Source organism: Citrobacter braakii (assembly GCF_002075345.1).
Taxonomy (GTDB): Bacteria; Pseudomonadota; Gammaproteobacteria; order Enterobacterales; family Enterobacteriaceae; genus Citrobacter; species Citrobacter braakii.
The window spans coordinates 1-13,825 of sequence record NZ_NAEW01000005.1; the positions used below are offsets into that span (position 1 = coordinate 1).

At 52.3% G+C, this 13,825-nt stretch carries 11 protein-coding genes; 4 read left to right on the forward strand and 7 right to left on the reverse strand.

What is annotated here, in order from left to right:
• Positions 1-505 precede the first annotated feature (505 nt).
• Both BZK42_RS12120 and mdtD read left to right on the forward strand, forming a co-directional pair.
• On the forward strand, positions 506-1,210 hold the full coding sequence (locus BZK42_RS12120) for a FadR/GntR family transcriptional regulator (protein ID WP_016157828.1): 705 nt from the start codon (positions 506-508) through the stop codon (positions 1,208-1,210).
• A 1-nt stretch (position 1,211) separates the two neighbouring features.
• Positions 1,212-2,639 (forward strand): multidrug transporter subunit MdtD, encoded by a 1,428-nt coding sequence (gene mdtD, locus BZK42_RS12125; protein ID WP_046276279.1) that lies wholly within the window; start codon positions 1,212-1,214, stop codon positions 2,637-2,639.
• On the opposite strand, the gene rbsR is transcribed toward mdtD, so the two are convergent.
• The 7 genes from rbsR to kup form a co-directional block, all read right to left on the reverse strand.
• Complete coding sequence (rbsR, locus tag BZK42_RS12130; protein ID WP_016155093.1) at positions 2,605-3,597, reverse strand: ribose operon transcriptional repressor RbsR; 993 nt, start codon at positions 3,595-3,597, stop codon at positions 2,605-2,607. The two genes, mdtD and rbsR, sit on opposite strands and share 35 nt — an antisense overlap.
• Positions 3,598-3,600: 3 nt before the next feature.
• Positions 3,601-4,530: a ribokinase gene (gene rbsK, locus BZK42_RS12135; protein WP_016157826.1), complete on the reverse strand. Its 930-nt coding sequence runs from the start codon at positions 4,528-4,530 to the stop codon at positions 3,601-3,603.
• A 141-nt stretch (positions 4,531-4,671) separates the two neighbouring features.
• Positions 4,672-5,562, reverse strand: a complete 891-nt coding sequence (rbsB, locus tag BZK42_RS12140) for a ribose ABC transporter substrate-binding protein RbsB (RefSeq protein ID WP_016155091.1) — start codon at positions 5,560-5,562, stop codon at positions 4,672-4,674.
• A 24-nt stretch (positions 5,563-5,586) separates the two neighbouring features.
• Positions 5,587-6,552, reverse strand: a complete 966-nt coding sequence (gene rbsC, locus BZK42_RS12145) for a ribose ABC transporter permease (RefSeq protein WP_003023762.1) — start codon at positions 6,550-6,552, stop codon at positions 5,587-5,589.
• Between the two features lie 5 nt (positions 6,553-6,557).
• A complete protein-coding gene (gene rbsA, locus BZK42_RS12150) occupies positions 6,558-8,063 on the reverse strand; it encodes a ribose ABC transporter ATP-binding protein RbsA (protein WP_046276281.1) in 1,506 nt (501 codons plus the stop codon).
• 7 nt (positions 8,064-8,070) lie between these two features.
• Positions 8,071-8,490 carry a D-ribose pyranase gene (rbsD, locus tag BZK42_RS12155; protein WP_016155090.1) on the reverse strand — a complete coding sequence of 140 codons (420 nt, stop codon included), beginning with the start codon at positions 8,488-8,490 and terminating at the stop codon, positions 8,071-8,073.
• 192 nt (positions 8,491-8,682) lie between these two features.
• Positions 8,683-10,551: a low affinity potassium transporter Kup gene (gene kup, locus BZK42_RS12160; RefSeq protein WP_003023768.1), complete on the reverse strand. Its 1,869-nt coding sequence runs from the start codon at positions 10,549-10,551 to the stop codon at positions 8,683-8,685.
• 330 nt (positions 10,552-10,881) lie between these two features.
• On the opposite strand from kup, the gene ravA reads away from it, so the two are divergent.
• Complete coding sequence (ravA, locus tag BZK42_RS12165) at positions 10,882-12,378, forward strand: ATPase RavA (protein WP_046276280.1); 1,497 nt, start codon at positions 10,882-10,884, stop codon at positions 12,376-12,378.
• The gene (gene viaA / locus BZK42_RS12170) at positions 12,372-13,823 is read left to right on the forward strand and encodes an ATPase RavA stimulator ViaA (protein WP_080859240.1); all 1,452 of its coding nucleotides are present in this window, start codon (positions 12,372-12,374) and stop codon (positions 13,821-13,823) included. Before ravA ends, viaA begins: the two co-directional genes overlap by 7 nt.
• The last annotated feature ends 2 nt before the right edge of the window (positions 13,824-13,825 follow it).

Genomic DNA, 13,825 nt, shown 5'->3' on the forward strand with positions numbered 1-13,825 from the left:
TTAGGCCTGCCGCCAGCGTTCAATCTGAGCCATGATCAAACTCTTCAATTTAAGTTTGATGCTCGTGAATTAAACTTCGTAATGAATTACGTGTTCACTCAGAGACTTGGTATTCATTTTTCGTCTTGCGACGTTAAGAATCCGTATCTTCGAGTGCCCACACAGATTGTCTGATAAATTGTTAAAGAGCAGTGCCGCTTCGCTTTTTCTCAGCGGCGCGGGGTGTGCATATTACGCCATCCCGCTACAGAGTCAAGCGTTTATTTTCGCTTTTCTCCGCTGACCCGGCGGTTTGTAATCCGTTGTTCCGTGTCAGTGGAGGCGCATTATAGGGAGTTATTTCAGGCTGACAAGGGGAAATTTAAAATAACTTTCCGAGTGCGTGTTTTTTCAGCAAAACCACCATTAACATGCCATAAAATAAGCAAATTGCCGTTTTTGCAGCCGCAATAACACTTCCAGGTGGCATACTAATGAATAGGAAATAAAGTAAGGAAAACCATTCATGCCGTTAAATGCCCAACAGCTAGCCGCACAGAAAAACCTGTCCTACGTTCTGGCCGAAAAGCTGGCTCAGCGAATATTAAAAGGTGAATACGCACCGGGCGCTATATTGCCTGGCGAAATAGAGCTGGGCGATCAGTTTGGCGTAAGTCGTACCGCGGTAAGAGAAGCGGTAAAGACGTTAACGGCAAAAGGTATGGTATTACCGCGCCCGCGTATTGGTACACGCGTCATGCCGCAGGCAAACTGGAACTTCCTCGACCAGGAGCTGCTCACCTGGTGGATGACAGAAGATAATTTCTCTCAGGTCATTAAACATTTTCTGGTGATGCGTATCAGCCTGGAGCCTCAGGCGTGTTTACTGGCGGCGACTATAGGTACGGCAGAACAGAAAGCGCATCTCAACACGCTAATGGAAGAAATGGTCGAGCTGAAAAGAAACTTCAGACGCGAGCGTTGGATTGAGGTTGATATCGCCTGGCATGAACACATCTATGAAATGAGTGCGAACCCGTTCCTTATCTCCTTCGCGTCACTCTTCCATTCCGTTTACCAGACCTACTTTACCTCTATTACCTATAACGACGTGGTCAAGCTGGATTTACACCAGGCCATTGTCGACGCAATAGATGAGAGCGATGGCGATCGCGCCTTCGCTGCCTGTCAGGCATTGCTGATAGCACCGAACGTGCTACCGGATAAATAATATGTCAGAAAAGAAATCACGCAGTATGGCCGGGCTACCGTGGATAGCAGCCATGGCCTTTTTTATGCAGGCACTAGACGCCACGATCCTCAATACCGCCTTACCCGCAATAGCACACAGCCTTAACCGCTCTCCGCTCGCCATGCAGTCGGCCATTATCAGCTACACCCTGACGGTCGCGATGCTGATCCCGGTGAGTGGATGGCTGGCAGACAGGTTTGGTACCCGGCGCGTCTTTATGATAGCTGTGAGCCTGTTTACGCTGGGTTCGCTGGCCTGTGCGCTGTCCAGCTCCCTAAGCGAACTGGTGATTTTCCGCGTCATTCAGGGCATCGGTGGCGCCATGATGATGCCCGTTGCCCGTCTGGCATTATTACGTGCTTACCCCCGCAGCGAACTGCTTCCCGTGCTTAACTTCGTAACCATGCCTGGACTTGTGGGGCCGATTTTAGGTCCAGTATTGGGCGGTGTACTGGTCACGTGGGCCAGTTGGCACTGGATCTTCCTGATTAATATTCCAATTGGGGTTGCCGGTATCTTCTATGCCCGCAAATATATGCCGAACTTCACCACGCCGCGCCGCGGTTTTGATATGACCGGTTTCTTTCTGTTTGGTTTGAGCCTGGTGTTGTTTTCCAGCGGGGTAGAGCTGTTCGGTGAGAAGCTTGTCGAGACCTGGATAGCACTCAGCATTATTCTTGCCAGTATTCTGTTACTGCTCGCCTACATTCGCCACGCGCGTCGTCACCCAACGCCGCTAATATCGCTTCCTATATTTAAGACCCGAACTTTTTCCGTCGGGATCGCCGGAAACCTTGCCACTCGTCTGGGTACAGGGTGCGTGCCCTTCTTAATGCCGCTGATGTTGCAGGTAGGCTTTGGATACCCGGCGCTGATAGCCGGTTGCATGATGGCGCCAACGGCGCTGGGATCAATACTGGCGAAATCAATGGTGACGCAGGTGCTGCGCCGGCTCGGCTACAGAACCACACTGGTGGGTGTTACGGTTTTTATCGGCCTGATGATTGCGCAGTTCGCATTGCAATCTCCCGCCATGCCGGTCTGGATGTTGATCCTGCCGTTGTTCATTTTGGGTATGGCGATGTCCACCCAGTTTACCTCCATGAATACCATCACTCTGGCGGACCTGACCGATGAAAACGCCAGCAGCGGCAACAGTGTGCTGGCCGTTACTCAGCAGTTATCAATCAGTTTAGGGGTCGCCATCAGCGCTGCCGTTCTGCGTATCTATGAAGGTATGGAAGGAACCAATACGGTCGAGCAGTTCCACTACACCTTTATGACGATGGGCGCTATCACGGTAGTGTCTGCGCTGATGTTCATGCTGCTAAAAGCAAAAGATGGACGTAATCTGATTAAAGAGCGACATAATCCTAAACCGACCCCCGCTCCATCAAAACAGGAGTAAGTTGCAGGCGCTGTTGCTGTAATGCGGGCTGCGCCATCCGGTGGATTAATACATCGATGGCCAGTTCGCCCAGTTCATCTTTTGGTTGATGGATGGTCGTCAGCGGCGGCGTCATATAGCGCGCCAGCTCGATATCATCATAACCCACCACCGCCATATCCTGCGGAATGCGCAATCCCGATTGGTACAGAGCCTGATACGCGCCAACCGCCATGGCATCATTGCCGGTAAAAACGGCCTGCGGTCGCTGTTTATGCGACAGCAACGTTTGCATAGCTTCAAAGCCGCCGCCGAACTCAAAGTCACCGGTAATCTCGTAACCTTCCGGGACCGGCAACCCCGCCCGCTTCATTGCCGCCCGATATCCTTCCAGACGTAAACGCGCTGGAGTTTTATCCAGCGGCCCGGTGATGCAGGCAATGCGCGTAAAACCTTTTTCGATAAGATGTTGAGTGGCTAAATCCCCGCCCAACAGGGAGTTATCCTGGATCAGATCGCTTTCACCATCAAAAGGCGACCAGTCCATCATGACGGTCGGTATAGAAGGATAGCGTTGCATGATCTCCCTGGAAGGTTGATGTGTTTCCGTGCAGAGCAGCAGCAAGCCATCCACCCGTTTTTGCATTAACGTTTCCAGATTACGGTTCATGCGCTGTTCATCACCTTCAGTGTTGCACAGCACCAGGCTGTAGCCGCGTTCAAAACAACTACGTTCAACGCCGCGCACCAGCTCGGAATAAAAGGGGTTGGTACTGGCAGTGATTAACATGCCAATAGTGTGGGTCTGGTTTAACTTGAGACTACGCGCCAGCGCTGAGGGCGCGTAGTTAAGCTCTTTAATCGCCGCTTCAACTTTGTCAGTGACAGACTCACTGACAAAGCGATCTTTATTAATGACGTGAGAAACCGTCGACGTGGAAACCCCCGCCAGGCGGGCGACGTCCTTCATTGTAGCCAAGCGTTACCTCTGTTGACTTAAAAACGCTTCTATTTCTTCGCGCCATGGAACGGAAGGCTGTGCGCCCTTACGGGTGACCGCAATCGCCGCAGCGGCATGTGCAAATCGGATAGCTTCAGGCAGCGGAGTCTCTTCCAGTAACGCTGTAATTAACGCGCCGTTAAAGGTATCCCCAGCGGCGATGGTATCAACGGCGTCCACTTTAAACCCAGGCACACGCTGACCTTCACCATTTACGCTGGCCCACACCCCGCGACTGCCTAAGGTAATCAGTACAGTATGGATCCCCTTCGCGTGCAATGCCTGCGCAGCTTTGGCCGCGTCTTCATCGTTTTCAACCCGGATTCCCGTGAGCTTTTCAGCCTCGGTTTCATTCGGGGTAATAATATCCACCAGCGCCAGCAGTTCGTCAGAAAGTTCACGTGCCGGGGCCGGGTTAAGGGCTACCGTGGTTTTATTTTGATGTGCAATCTTTGCCGCAGCCAGTACGCTTTCGATCGGCGACTCTAACTGCATCAGTAAGGCAGACGCCTGGGCAATACGCTCATGCTGAGCTTCCACCAGCGCAGGCGAAAGTGCCGCGTTCGCACCAGCATGAATGCCGATGACGTTCTCACCTTCACCATTCACAAAAATCAACGCCACACCGGTCGATTCCCCCGAAATTACGCTAATCGGCGCAATATCGATATTATCTTTGGCTAACTGTTTACGAACACTTTCGCCAATATCATCATCACCCGTACAGGCAATAAATGCGATATTCGCGCCACTACGCCCCGCAGCAACAGCCTGATTCGCGCCTTTACCACCAAATGCAACCTGATAATGGTTACCGGTTACGGTTTCACCAGGTGTCGGGAAAGAGTTAAGGTTGAGGATGTGATCGGCATTGATACTGCCAAGAACAACGAGGTTGCCTGCGGTTTTCATATTTGGTGTTCCAAGTCAAAGTGCGCCACCGGATTAGGGTGGCGCGTGCCCTGCTTTTCTTTTTACGCTTTCATCCCCAAAACCCGATACGGGGATGGCGTCTTTATGTCTCCATCAGGCCGCGAGCGACCTGAATCGGTATTACTGCTTGATGACCAGCTTCAGGTCAACCGGATATTTAGCCTGAACCTTCTCGCCTTTCAGGACTTTATCCGCAGTCTCAACGCCTTTCGCGCCGATCTGATCCGGCAACTGAGCAATGGTCGCAGCCAGTTTGCCATCATTTACTGCTTTTTCGCCATCTGGAGTACCGTCAAATCCAACCACCATCACATCAGATTTACCCGCGGTCTGCAGTGCGCGCAGCGCACCCAACGCCATTTCATCGTTCTGGGCAAATACGGCCTGCACGTCAGGATGCGCGGTCAGCAGGTTCTGCATGACGTTCAGACCTTTGGTGCGGTCGAAGTCGGCCGGCTGGCTGGCCAGTACGTTAAATTTGTGTGCCGCAACAGCCTGCTGGAAACCTTCGCCACGCTCACGCGCCGCTGAAGTACCGGCAATACCCTGCAGTTCGATAACTTTCGCGCCTTCACCCGCTTTCTTCGCGATATAATCGCCCGCAATCTTACCGCCCAGCACGTTATCAGATGCAATATGGCTTACTACTTCGCCTTTGGACGCAACGCGGTCAAGGGTGATAACCGGAATTTTCGCCTGGTTAGCCATCTTCACAGCGTTACCAACAGCATCGGAGTCCGTCGGGTTAATCAGCAGAATTTTAGTTCCACGAACCGTTAAATCCTGAACGTTAGCCAGCTCTTTCGCCGGGTTGTTCTGTGAGTCCAGAATCACCAGGTTGTAGCCCAGCTTATCGGCCTCTTTTTGCGCCCCATCCTTCAAAGAAACAAAGAACGGGTTGTTGAGGGTGGAGACCACCAGCGCAATGGTATCTTTCGCCATCGCATTCGCGCTCACGGTGGCGCTCAGCGCAACAGCAGAAATCAGGGTAGCCAGTTTTTTCATGTTCATATTTAAGATGTCCTGTAATCGTTGTTACTGCTTTTTGTTGTCTACCAGTACCGCCAGCAAAATCACCACCGCTTTGACGATCATCTGGTAATAGGAGGATACACCTAACAAATTCAAACCATTATTGAGGAAGCCAAGAATCAATGCGCCGATCAGCGTCCCAACAATACGTCCTTTACCGCCCGCCAGGCTGGTACCACCTAACACCACCGCGGCGATAGCATCCAGCTCATAGCCAGTACCTGCCGTCGGTTGCGCAGAGGAGAGGCGCGCTACTTCAATGATGCCCGCCAGCGATGCCAGCAGACCACACAAGGAGTAAACGATAATTTTGATTTTACTTACGCTGATACCGGACAGGCGCGTTGCCGCTTCGTTACCGCCCAGCGCATAGATATAACGACCCAGACGAGTGTGGTGCAGCATGTACCACGCCGCGAGGAAGACAATCCCCATAATCCACACAGGCGTAGGGACGCCTAACGGACGACCAATACCAAACCAGCCAAACAGATCGGCATTGTCAGTAAACCCGGTATTAACCGGACTGCCGTTGGTGTATACCATGGTCACACCACGCAGCAGCAGCATCATCACCAGGGTCGCGATAAACGCCTGTACCCGGCCTTTCGCGACAATCACCCCGGTTACCGCGCCAATAGCAGCACCGAGCGCCAGGGCCGCAGCGACAGCCACCAGCGCATTGACTTCAATCCCTACAATGGAAGCCGCAACCGCACCGGTAAGCGCCAGCAAAGAACCGACAGACAGATCGATCCCCGACGTCAGGATAACCAGCGTCATGCCAACGGCCATGATGGCGTTCACCGACGTTTGCTGGAGGATGTTGAACAGGTTATTAACGGTAAAAAAGTTAGGGCTCATGGTGGAAACAATCGCGATCAGCACTAACAGAGCGATGAGCGACTTTTGCTCCAGAAGCCATGCTTTAGTGAAATAACGGCGACCAGAAACAGCCTGGGTAGTCATCTTTTTTACTCCTGATTCACGCGATTAAGCTTGCCCACAGCGGCAGCCATTAATACTTCCTGAGTGGCCTGCTCGCGAGTGAACTCACCGCCGAGATGCCCTTCATGCATAACGATAATTCGATCGCTCATGCCCAATACTTCTGGCATCTCAGAGGAGACCAGAATGATGCTCAGCCCATCGGCCTTAAACTGGTTGATAAGCTGATAGATTTCTTTCTTAGCCCCAACGTCAACGCCGCGCGTTGGTTCATCGAGGATCAGGACTTTTGGTCGGGTCATCAGACCGCGCGCAATCGCCACTTTCTGCTGATTACCGCCAGAAAGCAGGCCGATAGCCTGTTCCATCGATGGCGTTTTAACATTGAACAGACGAATAAAATCACCTACCGCCTGCTGCTCGTCTTTATGTTTAAGGCTTCCACCAGCGCTACTGAAATAACGCAGCGCGGTTAGTGACATGTTCTCTTTCACCGACATGCCCAGCACTAAACCATCGCGTTTACGGTCTTCAGAAATATAGACGATGCCGTTAGCCAACCCATCCTGCGGCGAACGGGTGACCACTTCATGGCCATCAAGCGTGACGTAACCGCTGGTGCGCGGCAATGCGCCGTACAACACTTTCATCAGCTCGGTACGTCCGGCACCCATCAGCCCCGATACGCCAAGGATCTCGCCTTTACGTAGCGTGAATGAAACATCGTTTACGCCAGGGCCGCACAGGTTATCGACCTTCAGGCGAATATCACCCGGCGCTTTTTCCAGGCGCGGGTATTGATCTTCCAGCTTACGTCCCACCATCATTTCAATCAGCGAGTCTTCGGTCAGCGAGGCGACTTCACGCTCGGCAATAAACTGCCCGTCGCGAAAAACGGTCACGTCGTCACAAATCTCGAAGATCTCTTTCATGCGGTGAGAAATATAGACAATGCCGCGTCCCTGGGATTTCAGTTCGCGAATGACGCGGAACAGGGATTCGGTTTCGGTATCGGTGAGCGCATCCGTCGGTTCATCCATAATGATGACCTTCGATTCAAAGCTCAGCACTTTGGCAATTTCAACCATCTGCTGATCGCCAATCGACAGTTCACCGACCAGTCTGTCGCTTTTAAAGCGCAGATTCAGTTTGGCAAGCAGCAGATCGGCTTCGGCGTACATCTTCTTCCAGTCAATTTTGCCAAAGCGATTAACGAACTCACGGCCAAGAAAAATGTTCTCGGCGATAGTGAGTTGCGGGATCAAATTCAGCTCCTGGTGGATGATACCGATTCCGGCTTCCTGGGAGGATTTAGGGCCGTTAAAGGTGGTCTCTTTTCCCAACCACAATAAAGAACCGGCATCACGGGTATAGATCCCGGTCAGCACTTTCATCATGGTGGATTTGCCCGCGCCGTTTTCGCCCACCAGCGCCATTACGCGGCCTGGGTAGACATTCAGCGCGGCGCCGGATAGCGCTTTTACGCCCGGGAACGCTTTATCGATCCCTTTGAGTTGCAGTAATGCGTTCATGATGGCCTCAGAACGTGACGCCAGCACAGAGAATGATATTCGCATACGGAGAACACTCTCCGCTGCGAATTACCGCCTGACTGTCTGCGGTTTGTTTTTTGAATTGTTCATGCGTGGTGTAACGAATTTCTATGGTGTTTCCCTGGTGTTGTTGCAGTTGCTCAATGTGGCTGAGCAACGTTTCGTGGAGTTGCGGATTATGTTGTTTAATTTCCGTCGCGAGAATGGCCGCCTCGACCTGCATTTCACGTGTCACCACATCCAGTACCTGCATAAAAGAAGGTACGCCCTGGGTTAATGCCATATCGATACGCGTTGTGCTATTCGGGATGGGTAAACCTGCATCACACACCACCAGCGTATCGGTATGCCCCAGACGGGAGATCACCGATGAAATTTCAGAGTTGAGTACCGTGCCTTTCTTCATTTTCTTTCCCCACTAGCGAAACGTTTCGCTGAAGATAAGTGTAGAGCGAAGAGTGGAGATAAAACCACCGCGAAGTTACGAAAATGTGATCGCCATCGAAACGTTTCGCAAGGATTATCATTCGATGAAATGAAAACTGGGAGGGACAAAACAAAACGCCCCCTTTCGCGATGAAAGAGGGCGTCGATAAGATTAAATCTCGACCTGAGTACCGAGCTCAATAACCCGGTTAGGTGGGATTTCAAACTGGTCCGGGGCGCGCAGCGCATTGCGTTGTAATAGCAGATACAGCTTGCCGCGCAGACGCAGATACCATGGTCGTTTGCCAACAATCAACGACTCGTGCGACATGAAGAACGAGGTTTCCATCATCCGACAGCTTAAGCCTTCCAGACCGCAGCGATGGAACACTTCTTCAACGTTCGGCGTTTCGCGCCAACCGTAGCTGGCCACCACGCGCCAGAAGGTGGGCGATAACTGCTCAATCTGCACCCTACGCACATTGTGAACATATGGCGCATCTTCCGTGCGCAGCGTCAGCAGAATAACGCGTTCATGCAGAACCTTGTTATGTTTGAGGTTATGCAGTAGCGCAAACGGGATGACGTTCAATGCACGAGACATGTACACCGCCGTTCCCGGCACGCGTACCGGTGGTGATTTCTCCAGAGAGGCAATCATCGCCTCCAGAGAGTTGCCGTGCTCATGCATGCGACGCAGCAGACGGAAACGCTCGCTTTTCCAGGTAGTCATGATGGTGAACATCACCAGACCCAGCGTCAGAGGCAGCCAACCACCGGAAATCAGTTTATCGAGGTTCGCGGAGAACAGCGGAACATCGACGCACAAGAACGCCACCAGGATCAGGAAGACGAAGTATTTATTCCAGTGCCAGTTTTTGCGCGCCACGGTGGTCGACAGAATTGAGGTCAGCACCATCGTCCCCGTCACCGCAATCCCGTACGCCGCAGCCAGATTACTGGAGTGTTCAAAGCTCACAATCACAATCACCACTGCAAAATAGAGCATCCAGTTAACGAAAGGAATGTAGATCTGGCCCGACTCCATTTCCGAGGTATGGATGATACGCATCGGCGATAAATACCCCAGACGCACGGCCTGACGCGTCAGTGAGAAGACACCGGAGATAACCGCCTGTGAAGCGATAACCGTTGCCAGCGCGGCGAGGATCAGGAGCGGTATCAACGCCCAGTCCGGCGCCAGCAGGAAGAACGGGTTTTTAATCGCTTCAGGATGCTTTAACAGCAACGCCCCCTGACCAAAATAGTTCAGTACCAGCGAAGGCAATACCACGGAGAACCATGCCAGGCGAATCGGCAACTTACCGAAGTGGCCCATATCCGCATACAGCGCTTCAACACCGGTAATCGACAACACCACCGCACCCAGCGCAATAAAGGACAACGTTTTGAATTCGAGGAAGAAATGCACCGCCCAATACGGATTGAGCGCCTGCAGCACTTCCGGATTGCCAATAATACTACGCACGCCTAACACTGCCAGCGTCAGGAACCACAACAGCATAATCGGCGCAAACAGCTTACCGACCATGCCGGTACCGTGTTTTTGAATCAAAAACAGCAGGGTCAGTACGATTATCGAGAGCGGAACAATCCAGGTATCCAGTTGCGGGGCAATGATCTCCAGACCTTCAATCGCCGACATCACCGAGATAGCAGGCGTTATCACCACTTCTCCATAGAAGAAGCTGCCGCCAATCAACCCCATAATCACCAACATGGAGGTTGTTCGTGCTGAAGTATTACGCCCGGCCAATGACATCAGCGTCAGGATCCCGCCTTCTCCGGCGTTATCCGCGCGCATGACAAACGTCAGGTATTTAATGGAGACAACAAAGATCAGCAGCCAGAAAATCAGCGAGAGAAAGCCAAATACGGCGTCACGTTCAACGCCAAAACCAAACTGGCCGGACAAACATTCACGAAGCGTATAAAGTGGGCTGGTACCAATATCACCGTAGACAACCCCAATGGCCGCAAGGGTAATCGCAGACAATGATTGTTTATTATCAGTGCTCATAGACTCGTCTTTCGTTTATACACATCATCTTTCAAGCCACCTCCGCGTGGGCTGCATTCGTTATTCCCCCCATCCCAGAAGAAAACTCCATTGCCGCCTTGGTGCAGCTTGATTGATTTGGTGTATATATAAGAAATGTGTGCGTCGTCCCTTGGCCCACAAAAAGGCGCACAGTATGCACGATTAATCGCAAAATCGTACCCCTAAATGAGACCAGATTAATCTGGCTCAAAGAAAAATAAGCGCACCTTCAGTCTATTACTGCACTGGTGTGAAGCATCTATACTCGCTGTTTATGCAGTACATTTGGCGAAAGGACGCCACTTCATTATGGCTCACCCACATTTATTAGCGGAAAGAATTTCCCGTCTGAGCAATGCGCTGGAAAAGGGACTTTATGAACGTAGCCACGCCATTCGTCTGTGTCTGCTGGCTGCACTTAGCGGCGAGAGCGTTTTCTTATTAGGTCCTCCCGGGATCGCGAAAAGCTTAATTGCCCGCAGACTGAAATTTGCCTTTCAAAATGCTCGCGCCTTCGAATATCTGATGACGCGCTTCTCTACGCCGGAAGAGGTTTTCGGCCCGCTGTCCATTCAGGCGTTAAAAGACGAAGGTCGCTATGAACGCTTAACGGCAGGCTATCTGCCTGAAGCTGAAATCGTCTTTCTCGATGAAATCTGGAAGGCGGGACCGGCGATTCTTAACACCCTGCTGACCGCCATCAACGAACGCCATTTCCGCAACGGCGCGCATGAAGAGAAAATCCCGATGCGCCTGCTGGTGGCAGCCTCCAACGAACTGCCTGAAGCAGACAGCAGCCTGGAAGCGCTGTACGACCGTATGCTTATTCGTCTGTGGCTGGATAAAGTCCAGGACAAGGCCAACTTCCGCTCGATGCTGTTAAGTCAGCAGGATGAAAGCGACAATCCGGTCCCGGCATCGTTACAGGTAACGGATGAAGAGTATTACCAGTGGCAAAAGGACATTGGCGCCATCACGCTTCCCGATCGCGTGTTTGAGCTTATTTTCATGCTGCGCCAGCAGCTGGACACGCTACCGAATGCCCCCTACGTGTCCGATCGTCGCTGGAAAAAAGCCATTCGCTTGCTCCAGGCCAGCGCCTTCTTTAGCGGACGTGATGAGGTAGTTCCCATCGACCTGATCCTGCTGAAAGACTGCCTGTGGTACGACGCACAAAGTCTGAATCTGATGCAGCAGCAGCTGGAAATATTGATGACCGGACACGCATGGCAACAACAAGCCATGCTGACCCGTCTGGGCAGTATTGTGCAGCGCCGCATTCAGCTCCAGCAGCAGCAAAGCGATAAAACAGCATTCACCGTGATCCGTCAGGGCGGCATGTTCAGCCGTCGTCCTCATTATGATTTACCGCCGGAGGCCACGTCATCCGTCGTGACATTACTACTGCAAAAGCCCTTAAAGCTGCATGATATGGAAGTAATCCATATTGCTTTCGAACGTAGCGCGCTGGAACTGTGGTTAACCAAAGGCGGTGAGATCCGAGGAAAATTAAACGGCATCGGTTTTGCCCAGACGCTGAACATGGAAGTGGATAGCGCGCAGCACCTGGTTGTACGCGACGTCAGCTTACAAGGCTCTCGTCTGGCATTGCCCGGTACATCACAAGAGAGTATGCCTGCTGAAATAAAACAGGAGCTTGAAGCGCTCGATAACGAGTGGCATCAGCAGCACAGCGCATTTAGCGAGCAGCAAAAATGTCTGTTTATTCATAGCGACTGGTTAGGCCGCATTGAGGCCAGCCTGCAGGATGTCGGGGCGCAAATCCGCCAGGCGCAACAATGCTGACCCTTGATACGCTCAACATCATGCTGGCAGTCAGTGAAGAAGCGATGATCGAAGAGATGATCGTCGCCCTGCTGGCTTCTCCAAAGATGGTGGTATTTTTTAACAAATTCCCTCGCCTTAAAAAAGCGATCACTGACGATATTCCCCGCTGGCGTGAATCTTTGCGTAGCCGCCTCAAAGATACCCATGTACCGCCGGAGTTAGCGGAAGAGGTTATATGCTATCAACAAAGCCAGCTCCTCTCTCATGCGCAGTTTATCGTCCAGCTACCGCAAATATTGTCGCTATTACACCACCTCCATTCGCCATGGGCCGGACAAGCGCAGCAGTTGGTCAATGACAACAGCGCGTTTACGCCTGCCCTACATACGCTTTTTCTCCAGCGCTGGCGCCTGAGCCTGGTGGTGCAAACCACAACGCTGAATCAGCAACTGCTGGAAGAAGAGCGCGAGCATTTGCTCAGTGAAGTACAGGAACGGATGACCCTTAGCGGGCAACTGGAACCCGTACTGGCAGAAAATGACAACGCCGCAGGCCGGTTGTGGGATATGAGCGCAGGTCAAATCAAGCGCGGTGATTATCAGTTGATGGTGAAATATGGCGAATTCCTGACGCAACAACCTGAACTCCAGCGTCTGGCTGAGCAGTTAGGCCGTTCCAGAGAAGCGAAATCCGTACCGCGTAAAGATGCGCCAATGGAAACCTTCCGTACCCTCGTGCGCGAACCGGCAACCGTCCCGGAGCAAGTAGATGGCATCCAGCAAAGCGACGATATCCTGCGCCTTCTGCCGCCGGAACTGGCCACGCTGGGCATTACCGAACTGGAATACGAGTTCTACCGACGACTGGTGGAAAAGCAGTTGTTGACCTATCGCCTGCACGGCGAAGCATGGCGTGAGAAAGTCACGGAACGCCCCGTGGTGCATCAGGATTTTGACGAGCAACCGCGCGGACCTTTTATCGTCTGCGTTGATACTTCGGGATCGATGGGCGGCTTTAATGAGCAGTGTGCGAAAGCCTTTTGCCTGGCGCTAATGCGCGTCGCCCTTGCCGATAACCGACGCTGTTTCATCATGCTGTTTTCAACAGAAGTAGTGCGCTATGAGCTATCCGGCCCGGAGGGCATCGAACAGGCGACCCGTTTTTTAAGTCAGCGCTTTCGCGGCGGTACCGATATTGCCAGCTGTTTTCGCGCCATTACTGAGCGCATGCAGGGTCGGGAATGGTTTGATGCTGATGCGGTGGTGATCTCAGATTTTATCGCTCAGCGATTGCCCGATGAGGTTGTCAGCAAAGTGGGGGAATTACAGCGGGTGCACCAGCACCGTTTTCACGCGGTGGCGATGTCAGCACATGGTAAACCCGGCATCATGCGCATTTTCGATCATATCTGGCGCTTTGATACCGGGATGCGAAGCCGCCTGCTCAGACGCTGGCGGCGTTAATT

What these genes read in the sequence shown, in the direction of transcription:
- BZK42_RS12120 (WP_016157828.1), top strand. Translation starts at nt 506, where the DNA reads ATGCCGTTAAATGCCCAACAGCTAGCCGCACAGAAAAACCTGTCCTAC.
- mdtD (WP_046276279.1), top strand. Translation starts at nt 1,212, where the DNA reads ATGTCAGAAAAGAAATCACGCAGTATGGCCGGGCTACCGTGGATAGCA.
- rbsK (WP_016157826.1), bottom strand. Translation starts at nt 4,530, where the DNA reads ATGAAAACCGCAGGCAACCTCGTTGTTCTTGGCAGTATCAATGCCGAT.
- rbsB (WP_016155091.1), bottom strand. Translation starts at nt 5,562, where the DNA reads ATGAACATGAAAAAACTGGCTACCCTGATTTCTGCTGTTGCGCTGAGC.
- rbsC (WP_003023762.1), bottom strand. Translation starts at nt 6,552, where the DNA reads ATGACTACCCAGGCTGTTTCTGGTCGCCGTTATTTCACTAAAGCATGG.
- rbsA (WP_046276281.1), bottom strand. Translation starts at nt 8,063, where the DNA reads ATGAACGCATTACTGCAACTCAAAGGGATCGATAAAGCGTTCCCGGGC.
- rbsD (WP_016155090.1), bottom strand. Translation starts at nt 8,490, where the DNA reads ATGAAGAAAGGCACGGTACTCAACTCTGAAATTTCATCGGTGATCTCC.
- kup (WP_003023768.1), bottom strand. Translation starts at nt 10,551, where the DNA reads ATGAGCACTGATAATAAACAATCATTGTCTGCGATTACCCTTGCGGCC.
- ravA (WP_046276280.1), top strand. Translation starts at nt 10,882, where the DNA reads ATGGCTCACCCACATTTATTAGCGGAAAGAATTTCCCGTCTGAGCAAT.
- viaA (WP_080859240.1), top strand. Translation starts at nt 12,372, where the DNA reads ATGCTGACCCTTGATACGCTCAACATCATGCTGGCAGTCAGTGAAGAA.